Here is a 25,085-nt window from a genome sequence, read left to right as displayed (position 1 = left end):
ATGGTCGGTTTCTCTTACGGCCTTCGCGGTACACATCTTGCTCGGCAACCGGAGACGAAAATCGTCAATCAAATCAGACACTCATCGGCCAGCGCTGACGCTGGCTGATGTGACAACCCTTCAAGGATGAAGAAATGTCACCAAAACTGCCTGCCAAGGCCACCCTCAGGAGCGACACCGGAACACGTCCCTCGCCATCAATCGCCACCCCTGCACGTCCTTCCGTCAGCACACCCCACGTCGGCACTGATAGCCCGTCGACCATCAGGCCGGGAGCAGCATCCACCAGCGTTGACAGATTCAGCGGCTCTCAGCCTGCCGTCATCGTCAGCCGCAACGAGTCCGGCGCGGCCATGGTATCCACTGCTGTACGTCGACCGCTGCAGGATTACTGGATAGCCAGCGAGGCACCCCTTCCGGCTACCGACACTCAGGGCTTTCGAATTTTCAAGGGGCGCCGCTACGTCGAGGTGTCAGGCGGGCACCTGGTGCAGGTGTTGATAGACCCCAATATCGGCCTGTACCGAGCCAGGCTGGCAAGCGAGCGAACCCCGTCAGGTCCGTTATTGATGCGTGACCCTGACAGCAAACTCTGGCAGCCGCTGGAGTACTCGAAGGGCAAATTGCCCATTCTCCAGATGGACGATCTGAACCGTGAGCTGGACGTCCACTTCAAGCGGGTAGACGACTCGGCGGACGCGACCAAGCAGCTGCAGCTCGCCTGGCACGCCCAAGTGGGGGACGCAGGCGAGAGAATCGCGCTGGTTCAATTCGAAGTGCAGTGTCACCGCCATCTGGCGATTCTGCAAAAGGCCCTCGATTTCTACACAAAGGAACAGGTGTCGCTGCTGATTTACAAAGGACCCGGCGAATATGAAGCCGAGTTCCTGAAAATTCAGCAGAGGCAAATTGAAATCTACACCCGGCTGATGCGGGCCGGTGATTGGCGCAAACAACTGGATATACCACCCGGGAGTCAATTCACGCTTGATCATCATCGTTCGATCGCGGGTTACTTGAAGGGCAAATTGACGCTGCTGCAAAAACGTCAGGCCATTGTCGAGGAAGTTCTGAAAAAATCGCGCTATCTGGAAAGCGAGTTTACAGAAATGGGTTACGACCCCATGGAGATACACGAAAACACCGCGGACTGGCTCCACGCAAAAAGCCAGTTGATGGCCGCTGATCAGCACGATCGCGCGCCGGTCTTTCTCTCGTTGTCGTTTTCCGAAACCACTCTCGCCTTCCGCAACATCGACAACATCCCGCTGCAATCGCGCATGCCGGTGCTGAGCGACCTGCTAGAACAGTGCGCCTCGGTCCGCGCTTCGTTTGAATTTCTCGAAGTCCCGAACGACGCTGCCCACACTGTCGCACGGCTGGACATGATCGAGGCCGTCAAGGCGTTCGAAAACACGCTGGAGCAGCGACTGGCGCTTTATCACCAGGATCTCGAAGACATCGCCTCATTGCCCGTCTCGGAGGAGTCCATTGACTTCGACTTTATTCCGGCGCAAGGCAAAGATCAGCCAGCGGCGGCGCCCAGACGCATGTTTCGCAGCAGGCACCACGGTGTCGACCGGATTCGAGTCGGCCAGGCGCGGCGCAGCGAAATTGGCGAAGAGCTGATCGATGTCATGCACCCCCACCGCCCCGCCGAAGTCTTGCAGACGTATGAGCGACGGGAGGGGCAGTGGCGTCGGGTCGTGGCCGCTCAGGAAAAAAACCTGTCGATCCTGACCCGACAGGCACAGCAGCATCTTGAACAGACAGACCTGTATTTGCGCCAGGCCTGGCAGGACGAAGCCACCAGACACAACGCTTCGAGCATCGTCGAGTTTCTGGGTGGAAAAGCCGAGGTTCTTGATGATCTTTGTCTGCAGATGGAAGGTGCTCCCACTCCTGCGACTCTCGATGTCGCGTCGGTTCTTCAGCGCCTCACACATGACAGCCAACGCCTGCGCAATGAGGGTGAAGCGATTCGTATCCGACTGTACAAGGACAAGCAATATCTGAGCGCCGACCGGGTCGTGTACCTGCTCCGGCACGATGAATTGCAAGTAACGCGAACCCAAAGCCGCGTGGTGCTCGGTAAAGCGCAGAAAAAAGATTTTCTCGACGTCTACTCGCTGCACGACAAACGCACCGATGAGCCCTTGTGGGAAGTCCATTTCCACTATGGAAAAAAGGACAGCCCGGTCATGGCGTTCAAGGACGCGGGGGGGCACTTGAAAACCCTTGAGCAGGCCCGTTCGGGCATCGCGTCCCAACGTCGGGATGAACAGGCCGGGCGTCCGCATGTCGCCATCTGGAGGCTGAACCTCGACCGTAAAACAGCGCAGAAAATCTTCGACCTGGCGTCGTGAAACCCGTGCTGAACCGCTGTTCCACCTCTTCTTCAAGGATGAAGAAATGTCACCAAAACTACCTTTGAAGGGCGTCATCACTGTCGATGTCCATCCACGTCGCGGCGAACCGGCGGTCGTGTCTGTCCCGCGCCCGTTCGTTCAAGCCGGCGCCCCACCCGCGCGCACCGTCTCCACGCAGGGCAGAACCGCAGTGGCCGCTGATCTCGACGCCATCGCACCAATGCCCTCGGTCGTCATCAGTCAGACCGCCTCGCCGGCAAACCCTCAGCCTGCCGTAAAGCTGACGCTGGAGCATTATCGAATCAACGAACAGACCCTGTTGCCCGATCCCGACGCAGCAGGATTCAGAATACTCAAGGGCCGTCGCTACGTTGATGTATCGGGCGGTGCCATCGTGCATGTTGCGGCGGACCCTCAGACCGGGCTTTACAGGGCGAGGCTGCCGAGCGAGCTGACACCCTCCGGACCGACGCTTCTGCGTGATCCGGAAAACCTGCTCTGGTATCCACTGGAGATGTTCGCGCCGATCACCTTTCCCTTGTCCGGCACGCGTCTGCAGGCGTTTGCCACGGACATGGATTTCAGCGCTGCGCCACTCGCCGGGGATCACCTGCATCGTTACGCCAACAAACTCTATGTGGTCATCGACGACCTCGCCTATCAGGTCTTGCATGATCTCGATGCATCCTCACCGGCAATGACCGTCATGCGCATCGTGCGTCCCGAAGATCCCGTGGCTGCCGACCCCGGGAATGTTTACGTCGCGACCCGTCCGGGAAGATCGGAACCGATTGTCTTTGATGTCCTGGACGGCTGGCTGGGGACGCTGGTCGGTGGGGCGGGCGGCATGCGTCGAAAAGTGGAACAGAGTGGCACCGTGCAAGCGGCTGATCTCCTGTTCCAGCTGCAGACCCTGGATCTGCAGTTTGATCAGGCGATGGCTGCAGGAGAGCGTCTGCAAATGCTGTGGCGAGCAGTGAAAGGCACGGAGCACGAACGCAATGTATTGGGGCGCCTCGAAGCGCACCACCAGCGCGAGCTGGCGCTTCTGGAAGAATCACTCCAACTGCACAACGAGCAAAAGGCGCAGATCGTTGCGGCCAGAGGCCGTACTGTCTATCGAGACAAAATGGTCATGCTGCAAAAGGGCCGAATGCTGACGTACAACCAGCTCATGATTGCCAGCGACTCCTGCAAATTACTCGACGGCCCGATCTTCGGCGGCCCCGTGTCGGAGCATCCGGCTGTCGCGGCGCACCTGTCGAGCAAACTGGTCATCCTGAAAAAACGCCAGGCCATCGCCGAAGAGTTGACGAACAAGTGGCATGTGTCGCCAGACGAGTTGCAAGAAACTGCATTCGACCCGATCGAGTTGCACGACCACGTAGCCTTTTGGGTCTATGCCAAAAGCCGGCTGCTGCTCGATGAGCATGCGACGGTCGATGTCAACAATGCCAATGCCCGATACCTCGCCTATTCATTTGGTCAGGTAACGTTTGCATTTCGGGCTCTCGACAGCATTCCTGCCGAGGCGCGTATTTCAGTACTCAGTGACCTGCTGGATCAGACATCTGCCATCAGGGGGTCATACGAACATCTGCCCCTGCCGCCCGGCCCGGAGCATGTCAGCTCGCGCAGCGAAATCGTCGAGGCCATGCACGCTTTCGAAAGCACGCTGGATCAGCACCTCAATCGGTATCACCACGAGCAGGAGACAACCCCGGCATTGCCACCGCACGAACAACCCATCGATTTCGATTTCATCCCGCCCCAGCTGCAAAACCAGCAGGCGGCAGTGTCGAGAAAAATGTTCCGCAGCAAACAACATGGTGTCTACAAGATCCGCGTCGGCAGGCCACGCCGCACTCACGCTGGCGAAGAGGTGATTGATGTGGTCAACCCCCATGATCCGACTCAGGTCATGCACACCTATGAGCGTCGGGAGGGAGAGTGGCGCCGACAAGTGGCCAGACAAGAGAAAAACCTGTCGACCCTCACCGATCAGGCCACCGCATTGCTCGATCAAACCGAGCCCCGTCTGACTACCGCCCTGCGCGATGAGAGGGCGAAGATCAACGCCAACAGCATTGTCGAATTCCTGACCGAGCGCGCTGACCATCTGGGCGATCTGGCCCGGCAAATCGAGCGCGCGCCGAATCCGGGCAACCGCGAGATTGCGCCTTTGCTGCAACGGCTGAACCATGACAGTCAACGTCTGCTCGATGAAGGCCAGGAGATTCGCGTACGCCTGTACAAGGACCCTGGCTACCTGAGCGTAGATCGGGTCGCGTTTCTCCTCAGCCAGGGTCATCTCGGCGTCAGCCGTACTCAATCGCGGGTGCAACTGGGCAAGGGCAACAAGAAGGATTTCCTCGACGTCTACGCGCTGAACGACCGACAAACCGGCAAGACACTCTGGTACGCGCACTTTCACTACGCCGAAAAAGACACGCCGGCGCTGGACTTCATGCAGCGCCGCGGCCACCTGAAAACCCGTGAGCAAAACCGGTTGGGAACGTCATCGCAACGCCGGGATGAACAGGCCGGTCGCGCGCATGTGCGGATTTGGCGAGAAGACATCGACCTGTCGACCGCGCAGAAAATTTTCCAGCTGGCCTCATAAAACGGCCTGTCCCTGGACCAAATGCCAGGGACCACTTTTCAAGGATGAAAAACATGGTTTCAAGAACGCCCGTCAGGGGCAGCACTGCAGTCCAGGTGCATACGCGCCCGCATCAAACACAAGAGGTGACCGTTGCGCGCGTAGAGACCGGGCCTCGATTCGACTCAAGCATTCCGGGCACCGGCCGGTATGGGCCGGCAACAAGACTTGACGTTGATGCCGATCCGGATGCCATCCGGCAGGTTCCGACCGTCAGAATCGAAACGGTGTTGGCTCACACGGAAAATGTGCCAGCCATACAGCAATCGATCGAGCATTACCGTCTCGCCGTTGCGACGCAGTTGCCGGCGGCGGATGCCGAAGGGTTCAGAACGCACAAGGGCCGCCGCTACGTCGACATGGTCGATGGCGGCACCGTGCTGATCGGGCTGGATGCGGGCACCGGCCAGTACCGCGCCAGACTCCCCAGTGAACGGGCGCCTTCCGGGCCGCTGTTGCAGCGCGTGGCTGACAGCGGCTTGTGGCACTCGTCACGTTCGGAAGGTTCCGCCACCGCATCATTGAGCGAAACCAGCCTGCAAGCCTTTCGCACGGGTCTTGATTTCAGCGCTGTGCAACCCGACAGCGATGGGGTGTTCCGGCATGGCGGCAGGTGCTATGCGCTGATCCACAACCACGCGTATCAGATCATGCTCGATGTCGATGCCTCCAGCCCCAGGCAAGCGGTGTGGCGCGTGGTCAAGCCGCAGGATCCGGTGGCTGCCGACAGCGAAAATCTCTACCGCGCCAGCCGCAGTGGTCTGACCCATGCCGTTACGCGCAGCGAGAACAATCACTGGGTGGCGGCATCTCCGGGGCTGCGGGGTGGCATGCGGCGTGGTCAAGAACGCGCGACGGCGGATCTGCCCGTGCTGTTGCAGCAATACGTGCCGATTCAGAATGCTCACGCAGCACTGACCGAATCCGTCGAGCGCTATGACGTCCTGTGGAGCGAAGCCCGAGCACTGCCAGCGGGCAGCGCGGTGCAAGCCGAAAAGCTGATCGCTTTAGAAGTTCATATGCTCAAGCACATCAGAAAACAAACCGAGTTTGTGCAGTCGCTTATCGACAACAGAACCTGGCTGGTGCGCCTGAAAACGAGTGCAAGATTCAAAGAAGAGCTGCAGACCTTCCGCATTGAAAGAGTGGAATACCTGAACCGGCTCATGGCTGTCATGGATTTGCGGACCCGGCCGACGGAGTTGAATCTGAGCGCCGAAACCTGCAGAAAATGCATCGCCAATCTGCACAAAAAACTGAAGTTCCTCGAAGAACGTCAGGTCGTGATCGAACACATCAGAAAGGCCAATCCCGGGGCGGCGCCGAAACTCGCCGAGCTCAGCGCGCAGGTGCCCAGTGCCGAGCGCATCAACTTCAACAAGCTGACCCTGTACGTTCACCTGTTTGCCGGCACGCCTGACCATTCGCCACACCTGACCATGCCTTCGCTGTCATCCATCGACCTGCTCACCGGGGACCTGGCCAACGTTCCCGAACGCGAACATCCCATGGCGCTGGTCTTGACCCTCGAACAGCTGAAAAACGACAGGAGCCGATTTGAACGGCTGCTGGCCGCCAATAGCCCTGACACCGGATACATCAGGGAAATTCTCGCACTGATTGGTCCATTCGAAACTCGTATTGAAAACCGGCTGACGGACATTTTCGATTCGTTCGATGGCGACACCGTACTGCCGAGGCTCGATCAGGACATCGACTTCGACTTCATCCCGCCGCAACCCGTCGACAGCGGGCAGGCCCATCCCGCTCCGGCAAGAAAAGTATTCCGCACGCGCCAGCACGGTACTTACCGATTGCTGGTAGGCGATACCGAAACGGCTCGGGACGGCAGCGTCACCATCAAGGTCGCCGATCCTTTGCGCCCGGACCGCCAGCCCCTGCGCTATGAAAAAAGACAAGGTGAATGGTTGCCGGTACGGCAACCGATCACTCGCGCAGCCAGACCACAACTCATCGACGAGGCCAAGCGCTTGCTCAACGGCGTCGGTGAACACATCGCTCTGGCCAAGGCTCATGAGGCCAGACAATACAACCCGACGGACATCATCGAGGATCTGGGCAAGGCGACCGACCAACTCAACGAACAGGCCCGGCGCCTGGAGCACCACGGATCGACGGCTGCCAATCTCGAGATCAACACGCTGGCCACGCGCCTGCGCACGGCCGCCGACTCGCTGACCGCGCAAGGACAGGAGGTCCTGGTGCGGATGTACAAGAACAAGGACGTGCTGGACATTTTGCGACTGAACTACCTGATCGATCACGCTGAGCTCAATACCGTCAAAACGGTTGATCGCAAACAACAGGGCAAAGGCAAGGACAAGTCGTTTCTCGATGTCTATTCGATCCGGGACCGCGTCGACGGCGCGCCGTTGTGGGAAGCGCACTTTCACTATGACAAACACGACAGCGAACCACTGAATTTCACCATCAGGGGAAGCCATCTGAAAACCCTCGAACAGAGCAGACGCGGCATCGAGTCCCAGCGCCGCGACGAGCAGGCCGGCCTGCCCCATGTCTCCATCTGGCGCCAGACCTTCGATGGCAAGACAGCAACAAAGATATTTGCACTGGCCAGCCCGACTGCCGTGCCCGAGTGAAGGGCACTGGCATTAGACGATCAATCAGGCAATGACGCCGCCCCTGCCATCAGATCCGATTCAGGTGAGCTGATGTGCAAACTACAAGGATAGAAAGACATGCCCGTTAAATCGCCTCCCAAAGGCAGCAGCTCCGGTGCCACGCCGGTTCGACAACACGCTTTGCCAGACGTGGACACACCGCGCCTCGACTTGCCCACGCGTACCGATGTCGATATCTCGACGCCGGGCGAGCATTTGCCGCGACCAGGAAGATTACCAACGCAAGCCGACATCGACGCAATCGAACCGGCCCCCATCATCACGGTCCATCAACCCACAGTGCCGCTTGAAAGTCCGCGCTCGCTGAATCATTCGCTGGAGCACTACTGGGTTCCCTCTGCCATCGGTTTGTCGGATAGCAATGCTGACGGTTTGAAAACGCACAAGGGTCGCCAATACGCCGACGTGCCCGGTGGCATCGTGCTGGTCGGCAGAGATCCGGAAACGGGACTGTATCGAGCCAGGCTGCCCAGCGAGTCCAAGCCCTCGGGACCTGTGCTGCTGCGCGATTCCAGCTCAGGTGTCTGGCATGAGCTGGAACAGTTCGAGCCGATCGGTGTGCCGTTATCGGCCACCCGCCTGGAGGCTTTCCGTACACCACTGGACTTCAGCAACGTTGAACGTGGCAACGATGGACTCCACCGCTTCAACGGAAAACTTTATGCGGTGATCGATAGTTTCAGTTATCAGGTACTGCACGACATTGACGCTTCGACCCCGTCGACAGCGGTGATGCGCATTGTCCGTGAACAAGATCCGGTTGCCGGCGACAGTACCAATACCTATATCGCCACCCGCACGGGGCGGTCGGAGCCGATTATTTTCGATGCCCGCGAAGGCTGGCTGGGCACCGAGGTCGGTGGTGCCGGCGGGATGTTCCGTAGCGAGTCAGGCAGCCCCGCGCACCCCGGTCTGCTGCAACGGCTTGCCACGGCGATCAATCAATTGCGCACACCAGAGTCCCGCGCGCGAAAACTCTTCCCGACCCTCAATGACGAGGAAATTACTCAGCTTCTGCGCTCGCAAGGCGATGATGTGCGCGGTTATCTGAACCAGCGCGAGGCCAGGTACAAATCGCTCAAGGCGGATCTCGATTCCTGGATCAAGAAGACTTCCTCGCAAGCGCCCACTGAAGCCGCACATCCTTCGGTGGAACGCGCCGCCGAAGAAGTCAAACGCTGCTGGAAACGGCAGACCGGGACGACGCTGAAACTGGATTTGGGGGATGCGATCCTTGCGCCGCTGACCGCTGATTTCAGCCATGTGCGGACGCTGGAGCTGAACGCGGTCACCTGGTCGGACACCGCTGAGACATTTCTTGGCAGTTTCCCCAACCTCGAAAAACTGTCAGTGACCCACTCCACACTGGATAAGCTGCCGCCGGGCATCGCGCAGAAGTCCGGTCTCAAGGCTCTGGATCTGAACTCGAACCGCATCGAGTTGAGTGAGCAAACGGCGTTGAGACTGGGAGCGCTCAACCAGCTCGAGCACCTCGATCTGTCGGGCAACCCGCTGGGTAGAACACCGGATTTCAGCGGCATGGCACAACTCCAGTCATTGAACCTGAACAACACCCGGCTGGAGCAATGGCCCAGCGGTTTACAAGAGCAAGTCACGCTGGAGGTGGTCGACTTGCGCAACAACCAACTGCGCGAAATTCCACAGGCGATCCTCAACCCGCCAAGCGATCAGCTCTTGGCCTTCGCCCGTATCAACGCGGTTACGCTGATAGAAGGCAACCCCTTCCCTAACGGTTATTGGCGATCGCTCGAAGTGTATTGGCGCCGTGTAGTGACCGACTATCCGGCTATTCGCACGGGCTCGCGCGCAGACGCGTTCAGACTGGATGGCGACATCCCTGAAGTTGCGATGGTGCGGCGCATGTACCCGGACAAGGACCTGCAAGCTGCCAGGGAGTATCTGATCGGCTTGGGTGATGGCGCCGAAGATCAGATAGCCCAACGCCTTGCCGATTTCGATTTACTGGAAACGCAACTGCAAGCCTACATAGCCGACAGTCAAACCGGCCCAGCCAGCACCATGGGGCCGGAACGACTCTACGCAACGCGCCTGGCAAGAGTCATCAGAGGCTGCTGGCTGGGCGAATCGGACGGCGTCCTGAAACTGCCTCCGCTGCACGGACCACTGCCCTTGCTGACCGTGGACTTCAGTCACGTCAAATCCCTCAGTCTCGACTCGATTGCCTGGTCGGATACCGCCAATACGCTTCTGTCCAACTGCCCCAACCTGGAAAGCCTGACCATTGTCCATTCCGGCCTTGATAAATTGCCCGTCAAAATTGCCGAGATGGACAAACTCAACTCTCTGAACCTGCGTTCGAACCAGATAAGACTGGATGAGCAAAGCGCTTTGGCGCTAAGTGGACTGCACCAGTTGAAACAGATCGATCTGTCCAACAATCAGTTGCGCACACTGCCCGACTTCAGCGCCATGTCCGGGTTACAGAGCTTGAACCTGAAAAACACAGGTATCCGTCAGTGGCCTGCCGGGCTGCTGGACAAAGTTGGCCTGACCAGCCTGGACCTTCGTGATAATCGCTTGAGCCAAGTCCCCCAGGCAAACCTCAACCCTGCTCCCGAAACCCTGTCCGTAGTCGCGCGGATCAACAATGTCACGCGGCTCGAGGGCAACGACTTCCCCTCTGCTTACTGGAGAAAATTCGACATCTACTGGCGACACCTGAAAGAGTCTCACCCTGAGCTGATGGAGCCGGCTACTCCCGGCGCGTTCGACAGCGAAAACTCCAGGGCGCAGCGTTATCGAAATCTTTACCCGACCAAGAGCATCAAAGAGTGCCGGGAGTTCATCTGGAATCAGGACAGTGGCACCGTTGCACCACGCTTGCTCGCGTTGGAGCAAGAGTTTGACCTGCTGAAAACCCAGCTCGACGATTGGGTCTTTTCCGGGGGCGGCAATCGGCTGCGTTACGTTCGAGCCAATCAGTTGCAAATCAATGCCACAACCCGTAATGACCGCACCACAGCGCGCGAGCGAATCATCAGTTGCTGGCGACGTGAGACGGCGCAGAAGCACGCCTTCGACGGCACGCCGATCGGCCTGGAACTGGATTTGAGCGGTCTGACGTTGCCGACCCTGCCAGATCTGAGCATGGACTTCAGCCATGTTGGCTCACTGCGGTTGAGCAGCATGAATCTGACGGCGTCTCCGGAAGGTTTCCTCACCCGTTTTCGCCATGTGCGCTGGCTGGACATGTCGAACAACCGGCTCAGGGACCTGCCCCCGGCGGTTGGAGAAATGCACGGCATGACGCGTCTGTTTTTGCAGCACAACCAACTGGAACTCAATGCGCAAACAGCGCGGATACTGGCCGGGCGCATAACGCTCAGAGCGCTCTGGATAGACAACAACCCCCAGCTTGGCGTGATACCGGATTTCAGCCAGATCACCGACATGCGCGAGGTCAATCTGGCGAACACCGGAATCACGCAGTGGCCAACCGGCCTGTTTGATCAACCCCTGCTGACCGGGATCGACCTGAGCAACAACCGGATCACAACGATTCCTGACTTTGTTGCTGCACCGATGCCGGAGCGTCTGGTGCATTCGATCCAGGTCAACAGCGGTACTCTGGTGAGCAACAATCCGTTGTCGGACGCCAGCCGCCTGCAGTTGCGGATCTATGGGGAACGACTGAGGTTTGCCGGGACGCCTCTGAACCGAACACCCAACCTTATCTCGACGTCTCTCACCGTTACACAACGCCCCATTGCGAGAAACACTCTGGAGCCGGACCCGAAATGGACCGCGGGATTGACTGTCGATGACGTCTCCCTCAGAAAAGCTCAATGGCGCACATTGCGTGAACAGGAAGGCTCGGACGGCTTCTTCAACATCCTCGCGAGCCGCGTTCACCATGCCGATTTCCGGCGCCAGGCCTGGGACGTGATTGATGTCATCACCGAAGACAATCCGCAGTCGCACACCTTGCGCAGGGAGCTGTTCGATCGTGCGTGCGAAGCCGGCTGCACTGACCTCGCTGCAGCGACCTTCACCGATCTGCAAGTGCTGGCCATGACTCACAAGGCTCGCGTGCAGGCCAGACAAGATATGAATGGCGGGCCATTGGTTGAGTTGTCCAAAGGCTTGTTCCGGCTAAAGCAGGTTGACGAGTTCGCGGCGGCAGAGATCGCATCGAGCCGGGCAATCATCGACGACCCGGCCACATCCCGGGAGCTGCGAAACAGCCACAGCCTGCGCATACGCGATCCCCATGAAATGACCATGGCTTACCGCTTTGGCCTCAAGGATCGGCTGCAATTACCGTTTCAGCCGCAGTCACTTTCCTTTATCGGCATGGCCGGCGTCACTCCGGCCATGCTGGAGGTGGCTTATCAAAAGGTTATTGCCTTGAATGGTTCGCCCGAAGAGTTTCAGGCATTGGTATCGATGGATTTCTGGCAGGACTTCATCATCCACAAATACCAGGCGCAATTCGATGCGGGCCGACAGCCGTTTCAGGATCGGCAAGAGATTCTGGACAGCCAGTCAGCGCAGCGCCTGCTGAGCGAGGCTCAATACGATTCACAAACCGATGATGTGACCGCGCAACTGGCAATTGTCGAAGCAACATTGATCCAGACGCTGACGCGACAGGAGCTGCAGCCTCGAACAACCATCGAGACGCCTTCTGCCAACGTCACGCCGGCGGATGAAACTCCGGGGCCGAGCGGCGCAACGGTGTAATCGATACCGCGTGGCAGCAGGTCGAATGACTTCGGCCAGCTGTCACTCGTCGTCGTCGAAGTTGTAACTGCCCGGCGCAAGGTTTTCGAAGCGCGTGTACTTGCCGATAAACGCCAGACGGATAAAACCGATCGGGCCGTTACGCTGCTTGCCGATGATGATTTCGGCGATGCCCTTGTGTTCGGTTTCCGGGTGATACACCTCGTCGCGGTACACGAACATGATCACGTCGGCGTCCTGCTCGATCGCTCCGGATTCCCGGAGGTCGGAGTTGATTGGCCGCTTGTTCGGTCGTTGCTCGAGGGAACGGTTGAGCTGAGACAGCGCCACCACCGGGCAGTTGAATTCCTTGGCCAGAGCTTTCAGGGAACGCGAGATTTCAGAAATCTCGTTGGTCCGGTTGTCGCCGCCGGAACCTGGAATCTGCATCAACTGAAGGTAGTCGATCATGATCAGGCCGATCTCACCGTGCTCACGCGCCAGACGCCGGGTACGCGCACGCATTTCCGAAGGGCTGATACCGGCTGTGTCGTCGATGAACAGCTTGCGGTCATTGAGCAGGTTGACCGCCGAGGTCAGGCGCGGCCAGTCATCATCCTCCAACTGACCGGAACGCACCTTGGTCTGGTCGATCCGGCCAAGCGAGGAGAGCATACGCATGACCAGCGATTCACCTGGCATCTCGAGGGAATACACCAGAACCGCTTTATCGCTGCGCAGTACCGCGTTTTCCACCAGGTTCATCGCGAAGGTGGTTTTACCCATCGACGGACGACCGGCGACGATGATCAGGTCGGCAGGTTGCAGGCCGCTGGTTTTCTCGTCGAGGTCGGTGTAACCGGTAGACAGGCCGGTGATGGCGTTGTCGGTGTTGAACAAGGTGTCGATGCGGTCGATGGCCTTCGTCAGCAAGTCGTTCACACCGACAGGGCCACCGGTTTTCGGCCGGGCCTCGGCAATCGCGAAGATCTGCCGCTCGGCTTCATCGAGGATCTCCTCGGCGGTGCGACCTTCCGGGTTGAAGGCGCTGTCGGCAATCTCGGTGCTGATGCCGATCAGTTGGCGCAACGTCGCGCGCTGGCGAACGATCTGCGCATAGGCCTTGATGTTGGCGACGGATGGCGTGTTTTTCGCCAGCTCGCCGAGGTAACCGAGGCCGCCGACTTGCGAAGTCTGACCTTCCTTGTCCAATTGCTCGGCAAGGGTCACGACGTCGATCGGGGAGTTCTGATCAGCCAGTTTGGCGATCGCACGGAAGATCAGGCGGTGGTCATGTCGATAGAAATCGCCGTCGGAGACTTGATCGAGCACGCGTTCCCAGGCGTTGTTGTCCAGCATCAGACCACCGAGTACAGCCTGTTCGGCTTCGATGGAATGCGGCGGCACCTTCAGGGCAGCGGTTTGCAGATCGTATTGCTCGGGAGCGGAGATATCGTTCATGGCCACTTGTGTTGTTTGGAAAAACAGGGAATTCAGAAAGACAAAGGGCACGACCTGTAAACAGGATCGTGCCCGATGTTAACCGTCTGACGGACAAGCCGCCAGCCGATCAGTGTTGCTTAAGCTGCTACCACGACAACGCGTACGGTGGCTTCAACTTCGGCGTGCAGGTGCACAGCCACGTCGAATTCACCCACGTTGCGGATGGTGCCGTTCGGCAGACGAACTTCGCTCTTCTGCACTTCAACGCCGGAGGCGGTCAGTGCGTCAGCGATGTCGTGAGTACCGATCGAACCGAACAGCTTGCCTTCGTCGCCAGCGGTGGCAGTGATGGTCACTTCCAGCTCGGCCAGTTGGGCAGCACGGCTTTCAGCCGATGCTTTACGGTCTGCAGCAGCTTTTTCCAGCTCGGCACGACGCTCTTCGAACGCAGCGATGTTCGCTGGGGTCGCGGCGGTAGCTTTGCCATAAGGCAGCAGGTAGTTACGACCGTAACCGGCCTTAACGTTTACTTTGTCACCCAGGTTGCCCAGGTTGGTGACTTTTTCCAGAAGGATCAGTTGCATGTGAAAATCCTCTAACTTTTAACCTTCACCGTTCGCGCTGTCGGTGTCTTTCGACACGTGACGACCGCGAAAATCAATCAGGCTGTCGACAATGGCCAGGACCACCAGCAACGGATAGATCAGCTGCATGAACAGCAGCAGCGTGACGTACAACCCCACCAGCCAGAAACCGGCCAGTCGCTTTTGCCCGACCAGCCCGTGAATCAGGGCAAGTCCGGCGAACACCAGCGGTACACTGCACAACGGCGTCAACATGGCCATCTGTGCACCGAGATTCGGGCCCAGAAGCATCAACGCCAGCAGCAACATCGCCGGTCCCAGCGGGATTCGGATGGCGCGAAACTCGCGACCAAAACCACCCGGGTTGTACAACAACGCCTGCCAATGCCGCCCGACAATCAGGCTCAGCACGCTGACGATTTGCAACAAAGCCGCAATCAGTCCGGTCAGGACTGGTGCGATCAGGGACGCGAAACGCGCTTGCTCATCGACCGACAATTGCTTGTAGGTCTCACCAAGAAGCGCTGGCATGACCTTTATCAAGGCCTGCGCGAGCATCTCGATCTGGGCCGCAAACGCAGCCCCGAGCACCACCGAAAACACCACTCCAATCACTACGCTGACCAGCAGCGTGCGAACCCAGGACTCACTTGCGCGCAAAACCAACGCAAGTCCCGAAGACCCCAGCAGCACCAGAAGTGCCCGTGGGTCATCGGCATACAGCCACCAGATCAATGCCGGCAGCAGCCCCAGAGACAGAACACCCAGGGCGTCCGTCAGTCCGCGCCGCAGCAGCACAAGGCTTGCGGCGGCAGCGCCCAACCAATACAACAACGGCAATGTTGCACATCCGGCCACCACGAGAGTGGCCTGCATACGGCCTCGCATGATGAACTCAGCTAAGGCACGCATGCATTCAATCCTTTGCTACTTGTCGACTGCCCGGTCTCAGCGGCCGTGGCTGTCGGTGTAGGCCAGCAGGGCCAGGAAGCGGGCGCGCTTGATAGCGGTGGCCAGCTGACGCTGATAACGAGCTTTGGTACCGGTGATGCGGCTTGGAACGATTTTGCCGGTCTCGGATACGTAGGCTTTCAGAGTGTTGAGATCTTTGTAATCGATCTCTTTCACGTCTTCAGCGGTGAAACGGCAGAATTTACGACGACGGAAGAAACGTGCCATTTGATAGGCTCCTTAATAAGGTCCGTGGATTACTCGTCAGCGTTATCGCTGTCGTTCTCTTCGCCTTCAGCGCTTTCAGCGCCTTCGTGCTCAGGACGATCGCGACGCTCACGGCGCTCACTGCGGTTTTCTTCAGCCTTGAGCATCTCGGACTGGCCGGTAACGGCTTCGTCGCGACGGATGACCAGGTTACGGATCACTGCATCGTTGTAGCGGAAGTTGTCTTCCAGCTCGGCCAGGGCCTTGCCAGTGCACTCAACGTTCAGCATCACGTAGTGAGCCTTGTGAACATTGTTGATTGCGTAGGCCAGTTGACGACGGCCCCAATCTTCCAGACGGTGGATTTTGCCGCCGTCTTCTTCGATCAGCTTGGTGTAACGCTCAACCATGCCGCCGACTTGCTCGCTTTGATCCGGGTGGACCAAAAAGATGATTTCGTAATGACGCATGAATGCTCCTTACGGGTTGTAGCCTGCCGCTCAAAAACGGTCAGACAAGGAGTGAATGACACTTATGGACTTGCTGGCGCGGGGCACATGCGTGCCTGCCGTCACAGCAAGGGGCGCAATTGTAGAGAAGGGACAAGAGAGGTGCAAGGCAATTGGTGAATATTTGAACAGCAGCTGTAAGCATCGAGCCTCAAGCTGCAAGCGGGTCCGCTTTTAGCTTGAGGCTTGCAGCTATAGGCTTATGGCTTGCGCGAAGCGCTCGCCTTGGCTTTCGCACCGCGCTGACGCTGGGCTTCGAACAGGCAAACGCCGGTGGCTACGGACACGTTGAGGCTGCTGACGCTACCGGCCATCGGCAGCTTCACCAGATAGTCGCAGTGTTCGCGGGTCAGGCGACGCATGCCTTTGCCTTCAGCGCCCATGATCAGAATGGTCGGGCCAGTCAGATCCTGGTCATAGATGCTGACCTCCGCCTCACCTGCCGTGCCGACAATCCACAGACCGCGCTGCTGAAGTTTTTCCAGGGTGCGAGCGAGGTTAGTCACTGCAACCAATGGAATCACTTCCGCCGCGCCGCAAGCGACTTTACGCACGACCGGCGTCAAAGTTGCCGACTTGTCTTTCGGCACGATCACCGCCAGCGCACCGGCCGCATCGGCCGAACGCAAGCAAGCGCCGAGGTTGTGCGGATCGGTCACACCGTCGAGCACCAGCAACAGTGGCGCACCTTCGGTACGGTCGAGCAGCTCGTCGAGCATTGCTTCGCCCCAGACCTGGCTTGGGCTGACTTCCGCGACCACACCCTGATGCACGCCTTCAACCCAGGCATCCATTTCGCGGCGCTCGGCCTGGCCGACCTGAACGCGATTTTCGTTAGCCAGTTCAACCAGTGTCTGCACGCGCGGATCGTTGCGGCTTTCCGCCAGCCAGATCTGCTTGACGCGCTTCGGGTGGTGACGCAGCAACGCTTCTACCGCGTGAACGCCGTAGATTTTTTCCAACTGACTCATGACTTCGCCTTCGGTTTACGTGCCCCGCCGCTTTTGGCTGGAGCCGAACCCGCTTTTGGCGGGCCTTTACGGTGTTTGCTCGGTTTCGCTGGCTTGCCGCCGGAGGCCTGTTCAGGCGCCGACCGTCCGGTCTTTCCCCCGGACGCCGCTTTACCACCGTTTTTAGCGTCGGAAAGCAGCGCTTTCTTCATTTCACGGCTTTTGCGCAGCTCGGCGTTCTTCGCCACGGCGTCGCTTGGGCGATAGGCTTCGGCAGCCTTTTCTTTGGCCGGACGACGACCAGCGGTTTTCGCTGGAGCCGCTTCGGCTTTTTCCTTCGCGGCGGGTGCGGCAGTTTCAGCACCACGCTTTTTGCGACCGATCGGCGCGCTGATGGTTTTTTCAGCCATCTCGAAGTCGATCTTGCGTTCGTCGAGATCAACGCGCATCACGCGCACTTCAACGGTATCCCCAAGACGGAAGCTGCGACCGGTGCGCTCGCCCGCCAGGCGGTGATGCACAGGATCGAAGTGGTAGTAATCGCCCGGCAGCGCGGTGACGTGCACCAGGCCTTCGACATAGATATCGGTCAGTTCGACGAACAGACCAAAACCGGTCACTGCGGTGATCACGCCCGGGAACGATTCGCCTACGCGATCCTTCATGAACTCGCACTTGAGCCAGTTCACTACGTCACGGGTCGCTTCGTCGGCACGGCGCTCGCTCATCGAGCATTGCTCGCCGAGTTGTTCCAGCGCCGCTTCGTCGTACGGATAGATACGCGCCTTCGGAATGGTCATCGCGCCAGCACGACGAACGTGCGGGGTGTCCTGTTTCGAATGGATCACGCTGCGGATTGCGCGGTGCGTCAGCAGGTCCGGGTAACGACGGATCGGCGAGGTGAAGTGGGTATAGGCTTCATAATTCAGGCCGAAGTGGCCCTGATTGTCAGCGCTGTACACCGCCTGGCTCAGCGAACGCAGCATTACGGTCTGGATCAGGTGGAAATCCGGACGATCCTTGATGCTCGCCAGCAGTGCCTGATAGTCCTTCGGCGATGGGCCGTCCTTGCCTTTATGCAGGGACAGGCCAAGCTCGCCGAGGAAAGCACGCAACTTTTCCAGACGCTCCGGTGGAGGACCGTCGTGGACGCGGTACAACGCAGGGATTTCGTGCTTCTTGAGGAATTCGGCAGTGGCCACGTTGGCCGCCAGCATGCATTCTTCGATGAGCTTGTGCGCGTCGTTGCGGGTGGTTGGACGGATTTCGGCAATCTTGCGCTCGGTACCGAAGATGATTCGGGTTTCCTGCGTTTCGAAATCAATCGCGCCACGGACGTGACGAGCAGCCAGCAGCACCTTGTACAGCGCATAAAGCTGCTTGAGATGCGGCAGAACGTCGTTGTACTCACCGCGAAGCTGACGTGCTTCGGTGATTTTCGGCGTTTCCAGCATCGCGCTGACTTTGTTGTACGTCAGACGAGCGTGGGAATGGATCACCGCTTCATAGAAGCAGTAATCGGTCATTTCGCCGGACTTGGAGATGGTCATCTCGCAAACCATGGCCAGGCGATCGACGTGCGGGTTCAGCGAGCACAGACCGTTGGATAGCTGCTCAGGCAGCATCGGCACGACGCGCTCGGGGAAGTACACCGAGTTGCCGCGCACTTGCGCTTCATTATCCAGCGCCGAACCGATTTTCACGTAGCTGGAAACGTCGGCAATCGCCACGTACAACTTCCAGCCGCCAGAGAACAGGCGCAGCTTGCCCGGTTTGGCTTCGCAATAAACAGCATCGTCGAAGTCGCGGGCATCTTCGCCGTCAATGGTGACGAACGGCAGATGGCGCAGATCGACGCGCTTCTCTTTGTCTTTTTCTTCGACTTCCGGCTTGAGCTTGGCGGCTTCTTTCAGAACGGCTTCAGGCCAGACATGAGGAATGTCGTAGGTGCGCAGGGCGACATCGATTTCCATGCCTGGCGCCATGTAGTTGCCGACCACTTCGACCACATCGCCTTGCGGCTGGAAGCGCGGCGTCGGCCAATGGGTGATTTTCACCTCGACGAACTGACCGATCTGCGCGTTGGCGTTGCGGCCCGGGGTAACCAGCACTTCCTGCTGGATCTTCGGGTTGTCCGCGACGACGAAGCCGATGCCGCCTTCTTCAAAGTAGCGACCGACGATGGTTTCGTGAGCACGCGACACCACTTCAACGATCACGCCTTCGCGGCGACCGCGACGGTCCAGACCGGAAACACGGGCCAGCGCACGGTCACCGTCGAATACCAGACGCATTTGCGCCGGGCTCATGAACAGGTCGTCGCTGCCATCGTCAGGGACGAGGAAGCCAAAACCGTCACGGTGACCGCTGATGCGGCCGAGGATCAGGTCGAGCTTGTCTACCGGCGCGTAAGTGCCACGGCGGGTGTAGATCAATTGAGCGTCGCGCTCCATGGCGCGCAGGCGGCGGCGCAGGGCTTCGATCTGGTCTTCTGTGGTCAGACCAAACTCTTCGACCAGTTGCTCGCGGGCAGCAGGCGAACCCCGATCGGCGAGATGCGCCAGGATCAGTTCGCGGCTAGGAATAGGGTTTTCATATTTTTCCGCTTCACGAGCGGCCTCGGGATCGAGGGACTGCCAATCGGCCATTAGAGAGTTTTCACCTTGTCTATATGCGGGTTAGTTTGGCATAGGCGCCATGAAACGGGAAATTTCCGACTATATAAGGCCCAACTGATGGCCTGTATCGACGCTTGAAAGCCGTTTTGCACACCGCTGGTAAAAAAAATCATATTTTTTGCTGAGAGGGGTTTACAGTTAAAAAGACGCTCCGTATAGTGCGCGCCATCGACGACGCACAGCGTTGCCGATACTGCCCAGATGGTGAAATTGGTAGACACGCCAGCTTCAGGTGCTGGTGACCTTACGGTCGTGGAAGTTCGAGTCTTCTTCTGGGCACCAATTTCGAGCTTGAGACTAGATCAGTTTCAAGGCTCACACAAAACCCGCGAAAGCGGGTTTTTTGCATTCTAAGCCCGGGTTTTCTTAAAACTGATTTATTAAAATTAAATCAGGGGTTTACAGATCAAAAGGCGCTCCGTATAGTGCGCCACATCAACAGCGGCAACGCTTGCGATGATTGCCCAGATGGTGAAATTGGTAGACACGCCAGCTTCAGGTGCTGGTGACCTTACGGTCGTGGAAGTTCGAGTCTTCTTCTGGGCACCAATTCAAATTCAAGGTTACGACCCTGGATTTCACAGAAACCCGCGAAAGCGGGTTTTTGCGTTTCTGGCTTCCAGAAATCCATCACCACGCCTATCAAAACGCCAACCCCACCGCAAGGCGCACTTGAGAAACAATATCGTTTATCATTGTTGCAAGTTTTTGCAATGCGACAGTGAGGAACCCTGCGAATGACGTTTCGAAATACCCTGCGCCGAGGCTTGACCTTTACCCTCCTCGGCCTGGCGCTCGCCACTCCCCTCACCCAGGCTGCCGACGCGGTTTCCCTGACTCTCTACAACGGCCAACACAAGGAAGTCGGCGATGCGATCGCCAAAGCCTTCGAAGCCAAGACCGGCATTCATGTCAACGTGCGTAAAGGCAGCAGCAATCAGCTCGCCAGCCAGATCATCGAAGAAGGCGACCGCTCCCCTGCCGACGTGATCTACACCGAAGAATCGCCGCCATTGAATAATCTCGGTGAACTGGGCCTGCTAGCCAAGACCGACGACGCCACCCTCGCCGTTTTGCCAGAAAAATATGTCGCTGGTAACGGCACGTGGATCGGCGTGACGGCGCGCGTTCGCGTAGTCGCTTACAACCCGAAACTGGTCGACGAAAAAGACCTGCCGAAATCGGTAATGGAATTCTCCGATCCGAAGTGGCAGGGCAAAGTCGGCTTCGTACCGACCAGCGGCGCGTTCCAGGAACAGGCTGTGGCGATCATCAAGCTGCACGGTCGTGACGCCGCCGAAGAATGGCTCACCGGCCTGCGCGCCTTCGGCAAGACCTACAGCAACAACATGGTCGCCCTTAAAGCGGTGGAAAACGGGGAAGTCGCCACTGTGCTGGTGAACAACTACTACTGGTTCGCCCTGCAGCGTGAGAAAGGCAAACTGGATTCAAAACTGCATTACTTCACCGGCGGCGACGTCGGCGGCCTGATCACTGTATCCAGCGCAGCCGTGCTGAAATCCAGCAAATATCCAAAAGAAGCCCAGCAATTTCTTGCCTACATGGCCAGCGAAGAAGGTCAGCGCGTGATCACTCAGACCACCGCCGAATACCCGCTGCACAAAGGTATGGAGTCGGATCGCGGACTCAAGCCGTTCAGCGAGCTGGAAGCGCCGAACGTCACGCCAGCCGATCTGGGCAATGCTGAAGAAGCACTGGAACTGGAACGTGAAGTTGGCCTGAACTGATGGCCGCATCGTTATCCGCCCCCGCCGCGCGCGGGGGTTACGTACCAAAACGCAAGCGGCCATCGATCTGGCTGGTGCTGCCGGTATTGTTGCTGGTGGTGCTGAGCCTTTTGCCGCTGGCCTACGTCGGAGTCAAAGCCTGGCAGGCCGGTTGGGCCGAGGCGCTGCACTTGCTGTGGCGCCCGTATGTGTTCGGCCTGCTGCGCAACACCTTGGCATTGATGGTAGGCGTGACGATCACCTGCGGCGTGATCGGCCTGTCGCTGGCCTGGCTGCTGGAACGCAGCAATTTGCCGGGGCGCCGTCTGTGGGGGGTGATTTTGTGCCTGCCGTTCGCGGTGCCGGCATTTGTCAGCAGTTTCACCTGGGTCTCTTTGAGCGCGCAGTTCGAAGGGCTCGGCGGGGCGATTCTGGTGATGAGCCTGTCGAAGTACCCGCTGATCTTTCTGCCGGTGGCGGCGACGCTGCGCAATCTCGATCCCTCCCTTGAAGAATCGGCCCGCACCCTCGGGCAGAATCGCTGGGGCGTGTTTTTCCGTGTCACTCTGCCGCTGCTCTGGCCATCACTGCTGGCGGGCTCGCTGCTGATTGCCCTGCATATGCTAGTGGAGTTCGGCGCGCTGTCGATTATCGGCCTGCAAACCTTCACCACGGCGATCTACCAGCAATTCGAACTGGAATTCAGCAACGCCAACGCAGCGATGCTTTCGGCCGTGCTGCTGGCGCTGTGTCTGGCGCTGCTGTGGCTGGAGTTGCGCGTACGCGGCAAGGGTCGGCATGTGCGCACCGGACAGGGTGCGGCACGTCAGGCTGAGCAAGTCCGACTGGGGCCATGGGCGGCGGTTGGTCAGGCGTATTGCCTGATGCTGGCGATTGTCGGCAGCGGGATTCCGCTGGGAATGCTGGCGTACTGGCTGGCGGTTGGTTCCTCGGCAGCATTCCCGGTCGCCGCAATCACTGAAGCGCTGCTTTCTTCCTTGGCACTTTCTCTTGGCGGTGCGGCGCTGTGCCTGGTGCTGGCCGTGCCGGTCGGCTTGCTGGTGGTGCGCTACAAAGGCCAACTGGCGATTTGGGCCGAGCGCTTGCCGTATCTGCTACATGCCCTGCCAGGTTTGGTGATTGCGCTGACGCTGGTGTATTTCGCCCTGCATTACGTGCCGGCGCTGTACCAGACGTCGGGATTGCTGCTGATCGCTTATGCGTTGTTGTTTTTGCCGCTGGCGCAGGCGCCGATTCGTACAGCGCTGAACAAGGCTGCGCCGCAACTGGAAGAGGCCGCGCGCACGCTGGGGGCTTCGTCGTTCACGGCGTTTTGTCGGGTGACGTTGCCGATTATCTTCCCGGCACTGGGCGCGGCGTTTGCGCTGGTGTTTCTGGATGCGATGAAGGAGTTGACGGCGACGCTGCTATTGAGCCCGACCGGGCTTAATACGCTGGCGACCGAGGTGTGGGCGCATACGGCGAATGTCGAGTTCGCGGCGGCGGCGCCTTATGCGGCGTTGTTGATTCTGGTTTCCGGGCTGCCGGTTTATCTGCTGACGACGCGGATGTATCTGAGCCGCTGACACCGCTTTCGTGAGCAGGCTCGCTCCCACAGAGAAACGCATTCCAATGTGGGAGCGAGCCTGCTCGCGAAGAGGCCAGCCCGGACAAACTCAAGCCCTGAACTGCCCCAGACTGGCCTTAAGCTGCGCCGCCAAACCATCCAGCACCTTGCCACTGGCCGTGGTTTCCACCACCGCCTGCGCCGCTTTCTCGGCCTGGGCATGAATCGTCTCGACCCGCCCGCGTACCGCTTGCGCACCTTGCGCTTGATGTGCCGCAGCCTGCGTCGCAAGGCCAATCGCCGCGTGCACCTGCTCGACCGACGTCTGCACCGATTGCTGCAACCGCGCACTGTCACGCAACACCAGCAAACCTTCGCTAGCCTGCCGCCCGGCCTGACCGATCGCCTCGACCGCCTCACGTGCGCCCTGCTGTAGAGCGACGATGTGCGCCTGAATGTCGCCGGTAGAGCTTTGTGTCTTGCTCGCCAGTGCACGTACTTCGTCGGCCACCACCGCAAAACCACGCCCGGTTTCGCCAGCGCGCGCTGCTTCAATCGCAGCATTGAGCGCCAGCAGGTTGGTCTGCTCGGCAATTCCGTGAATCACCGTCAACACCACTTCAATCTGCTCACTCTGCTGTGCCAGCCGCTCGATGACTTTCGCCCCGGTATCGACCTGCCCCGCCAGCGCTTCGATCAGGCTGCCGACCTTGGCGGACGTGCGAGTGTTCTCGTCAGTCGCCTGGCGAATATCCACCACCTGCTTCAACGCGGCCTGCATGGCATGGCTTTCCGACTGCGCCTCATCAGCCATTTGCGACAGTGCGCGCAGGCTTTCCGCCACTTCATCACGCTGCATGCCCGCCGCCGCATCGGCACCGGCATTGCGCAGGGTCATCGCGCCGATTTCTACGCCGGTACGCTGCGCGACATCGCCCGCCTCGCGCACGATCGGCTGCAACTTATCCACAAAGCGGTTGACCGCCGAAGCCATGTCGCCGATTTCGTCCTTGCTGTTGATCTGCACACGTTTGGTCAGATCGCCCTCGCCCGCTGCCAGGTCATCCATGGCTGCGTTAAGCATCTTCAGGCGATTGACCACGCGATGGCCCAACACTACCGCCAGCAACAACAGCACACCGCAACCGACCAGCGCCAGACCCAGGCCAATACGCCAGCGCAAGGTTGCCGCTGCTTCCTGAACGGTGTTGGCGGTATTGGATTTCATCTCGGTCGCGGTGGACTGCGCCGATTGCAGGCGCGACTGCATGGCTTTGGCACTGTCTGCGGCGGCGCCCTTGAGACTGTCGCCGACCAACTGATCACTGCTGGCGATCAACGCCGAGAAGCGCTTGTCCAGCGCCGCCAGATCGGTTTCCACCGAGGCCGTGGACACACCCATCAGCACTTTGCCGATTTCCACGCCGTTGGGATTGATCGAGGCTTCGAGGTAGTAAACCGACGGATCGTTCTTGGCCGCATCCAGCACTTTATCGAGCGCACGCTCGCCCTGGCCTTTTTCCAGCAAGGCCTTGTTGATCGGGTTTTCGCGATTGAGATAGCGAGTCAGGTGCTGGCCGGTAGCGTCGTCGTAGACCACGAACAACACATTGGGATTGCGCTGGGCCCGGCGGGCGAACTCGGACAGGGTCGGCACGTCGCTGTCCCACATGGCGCGCGGCGCAACCGAGGCCAGCAACTGGGCCATGTCATTGGCCGAATCCTTCAGATCCTTTTCCAGCGTCGCACGCAACTGCGCCTGCTCGTCCTTCAAACGCGCTGACAAACCAGCAGTCAGGCGCTGACGGGTACTGGCAGACAAAGCATCAAGGCTCGACGTGACCTCACGCCCGGCCTGCTCCAGCTCGCCCGAGAGTTTCTGGCTGTCAGCGCCGAGGCGCACTGCCAAATCAGCTTCCAGCGCCGTGACGGTGCTCCGCGTCAGGGCAACGGCCACCAGCACCTGCACCAAAAGGGCGATACCAAGGGTAACGAACACTGGGCGCAACAAACGGCTTTGTAACAGTGAGAGAACGGCCGACACTGTGAATACCTCTACTTCTGACGCCAT

The 25,085-nt window shown here is 59.0% G+C and carries 14 protein-coding genes and 2 tRNA genes; 8 read left to right on the top strand and 8 right to left on the bottom strand.

Annotated features, from left to right (window positions below; translation table 11 throughout):
- Positions 1 to 134 precede the first annotated feature (134 nt).
- The 4 genes from ACZ0A4_RS26995 (at position 135) to ACZ0A4_RS26980 (ending at position 12,419) form a co-directional block, all read left to right on the top strand.
- Positions 135 to 2,366, top strand: a complete 2,232-nt coding sequence (locus ACZ0A4_RS26995; RefSeq protein WP_463576982.1) for a hypothetical protein — start codon at positions 135 to 137, stop codon at positions 2,364 to 2,366.
- A gap of 64 nt (positions 2,367 to 2,430) precedes the next feature.
- The gene (locus ACZ0A4_RS26990; protein ID WP_463576981.1) at positions 2,431 to 4,992 is read left to right on the top strand and encodes a hypothetical protein; all 2,562 of its coding nucleotides are present in this window, start codon (positions 2,431 to 2,433) and stop codon (positions 4,990 to 4,992) included.
- A 53-nt stretch (positions 4,993 to 5,045) separates the two neighbouring features.
- Positions 5,046 to 7,652 carry a hypothetical protein gene (locus ACZ0A4_RS26985; RefSeq protein ID WP_463576980.1) on the top strand — a complete coding sequence of 869 codons (2,607 nt, stop codon included), beginning with the start codon at positions 5,046 to 5,048 and terminating at the stop codon, positions 7,650 to 7,652.
- A 99-nt stretch (positions 7,653 to 7,751) separates the two neighbouring features.
- Complete coding sequence (locus ACZ0A4_RS26980) at positions 7,752 to 12,419, top strand: NEL-type E3 ubiquitin ligase domain-containing protein (protein ID WP_463576978.1); 4,668 nt, start codon at positions 7,752 to 7,754, stop codon at positions 12,417 to 12,419.
- A 42-nt stretch (positions 12,420 to 12,461) separates the two neighbouring features.
- Here ACZ0A4_RS26980 and dnaB read toward each other — a convergent pair whose 3' ends face one another.
- The 7 genes from dnaB to rnr form a co-directional block, all read right to left on the bottom strand.
- Positions 12,462 to 13,859 carry a replicative DNA helicase gene (gene dnaB / locus ACZ0A4_RS26975; RefSeq protein ID WP_008078305.1) on the bottom strand — a complete coding sequence of 466 codons (1,398 nt, stop codon included), beginning with the start codon at positions 13,857 to 13,859 and terminating at the stop codon, positions 12,462 to 12,464.
- Positions 13,860 to 13,978: 119 nt separating this feature from the next.
- Positions 13,979 to 14,425, bottom strand: a complete 447-nt coding sequence (gene rplI / locus ACZ0A4_RS26970; RefSeq protein WP_042557398.1) for a 50S ribosomal protein L9 — start codon at positions 14,423 to 14,425, stop codon at positions 13,979 to 13,981.
- Positions 14,426 to 14,443: 18 nt separating this feature from the next.
- The gene (locus ACZ0A4_RS26965; protein ID WP_463576976.1) at positions 14,444 to 15,337 is read right to left on the bottom strand and encodes a hypothetical protein; all 894 of its coding nucleotides are present in this window, start codon (positions 15,335 to 15,337) and stop codon (positions 14,444 to 14,446) included.
- A gap of 36 nt (positions 15,338 to 15,373) precedes the next feature.
- Positions 15,374 to 15,604 carry a 30S ribosomal protein S18 gene (rpsR, locus tag ACZ0A4_RS26960; RefSeq protein WP_002551829.1) on the bottom strand — a complete coding sequence of 77 codons (231 nt, stop codon included), beginning with the start codon at positions 15,602 to 15,604 and terminating at the stop codon, positions 15,374 to 15,376.
- Between the two features lie 29 nt (positions 15,605 to 15,633).
- Positions 15,634 to 16,053: a 30S ribosomal protein S6 gene (gene rpsF / locus ACZ0A4_RS26955; RefSeq protein WP_007915844.1), complete on the bottom strand. Its 420-nt coding sequence runs from the start codon at positions 16,051 to 16,053 to the stop codon at positions 15,634 to 15,636.
- A 239-nt stretch (positions 16,054 to 16,292) separates the two neighbouring features.
- Complete coding sequence (gene rlmB, locus ACZ0A4_RS26950) at positions 16,293 to 17,063, bottom strand: 23S rRNA (guanosine(2251)-2'-O)-methyltransferase RlmB (protein ID WP_108224401.1); 771 nt, start codon at positions 17,061 to 17,063, stop codon at positions 16,293 to 16,295.
- Positions 17,060 to 19,690, bottom strand: a complete 2,631-nt coding sequence (rnr, locus tag ACZ0A4_RS26945) for a ribonuclease R (protein ID WP_463576974.1) — start codon at positions 19,688 to 19,690, stop codon at positions 17,060 to 17,062. Before rnr ends, rlmB begins: the two co-directional genes overlap by 4 nt.
- 225 nt (positions 19,691 to 19,915) lie before the next feature.
- Here rnr and ACZ0A4_RS26940 point away from each other — a divergent pair.
- The 4 genes from ACZ0A4_RS26940 (at position 19,916) to ACZ0A4_RS26925 (ending at position 23,033) form a co-directional block, all read left to right on the top strand.
- Positions 19,916 to 20,002 (top strand) — tRNA-Leu (locus tag ACZ0A4_RS26940).
- A gap of 180 nt (positions 20,003 to 20,182) precedes the next feature.
- Positions 20,183 to 20,269: transfer RNA gene (locus ACZ0A4_RS26935), tRNA-Leu, on the top strand.
- A 188-nt stretch (positions 20,270 to 20,457) separates the two neighbouring features.
- Entirely contained in the window at positions 20,458 to 21,468 is a 1,011-nt protein-coding gene (locus ACZ0A4_RS26930; RefSeq protein WP_463576972.1) for an extracellular solute-binding protein, read from the top strand.
- Positions 21,468 to 23,033 (top strand): ABC transporter permease, encoded by a 1,566-nt coding sequence (locus ACZ0A4_RS26925; RefSeq protein WP_463576970.1) that lies wholly within the window; start codon positions 21,468 to 21,470, stop codon positions 23,031 to 23,033. Before ACZ0A4_RS26930 ends, ACZ0A4_RS26925 begins: the two co-directional genes overlap by 1 nt.
- A 90-nt stretch (positions 23,034 to 23,123) precedes the next feature.
- Here the strand turns inward: ACZ0A4_RS26925 and ACZ0A4_RS26920 are convergent, their stop codons facing one another.
- Positions 23,124 to 25,058 carry a methyl-accepting chemotaxis protein gene (locus ACZ0A4_RS26920; protein ID WP_242208808.1) on the bottom strand — a complete coding sequence of 645 codons (1,935 nt, stop codon included), beginning with the start codon at positions 25,056 to 25,058 and terminating at the stop codon, positions 23,124 to 23,126.
- Positions 25,059 to 25,085 lie beyond the last annotated feature (27 nt).

Source organism: Pseudomonas sp. AC172 (assembly GCF_979258595.1).
Note: the sequence above shows the minus strand (reverse complement) of the source record. Positions and strands in the feature narration are given on the sequence as shown.

Coding starts and splice junctions, on each gene's coding strand:
- ACZ0A4_RS26995 (WP_463576982.1), top strand. CDS start 135: ATGTCACCAAAACTGCCTGCCAAGGCCACCCTCAGGAGCGACACCGGA.
- ACZ0A4_RS26985 (WP_463576980.1), top strand. CDS start 5,046: ATGGTTTCAAGAACGCCCGTCAGGGGCAGCACTGCAGTCCAGGTGCAT.
- ACZ0A4_RS26980 (WP_463576978.1), top strand. CDS start 7,752: ATGCCCGTTAAATCGCCTCCCAAAGGCAGCAGCTCCGGTGCCACGCCG.
- dnaB (WP_008078305.1), bottom strand. CDS start 13,859: ATGAACGATATCTCCGCTCCCGAGCAATACGATCTGCAAACCGCTGCC.
- rplI (WP_042557398.1), bottom strand. CDS start 14,425: ATGCAACTGATCCTTCTGGAAAAAGTCACCAACCTGGGCAACCTGGGT.
- ACZ0A4_RS26965 (WP_463576976.1), bottom strand. CDS start 15,337: ATGCGTGCCTTAGCTGAGTTCATCATGCGAGGCCGTATGCAGGCCACT.
- rpsR (WP_002551829.1), bottom strand. CDS start 15,604: ATGGCACGTTTCTTCCGTCGTCGTAAATTCTGCCGTTTCACCGCTGAA.
- rpsF (WP_007915844.1), bottom strand. CDS start 16,053: ATGCGTCATTACGAAATCATCTTTTTGGTCCACCCGGATCAAAGCGAG.
- rlmB (WP_108224401.1), bottom strand. CDS start 17,063: ATGAGTCAGTTGGAAAAAATCTACGGCGTTCACGCGGTAGAAGCGTTG.
- rnr (WP_463576974.1), bottom strand. CDS start 19,690: ATGGCCGATTGGCAGTCCCTCGATCCCGAGGCCGCTCGTGAAGCGGAA.
- ACZ0A4_RS26930 (WP_463576972.1), top strand. CDS start 20,458: ATGACGTTTCGAAATACCCTGCGCCGAGGCTTGACCTTTACCCTCCTC.
- ACZ0A4_RS26925 (WP_463576970.1), top strand. CDS start 21,468: ATGGCCGCATCGTTATCCGCCCCCGCCGCGCGCGGGGGTTACGTACCA.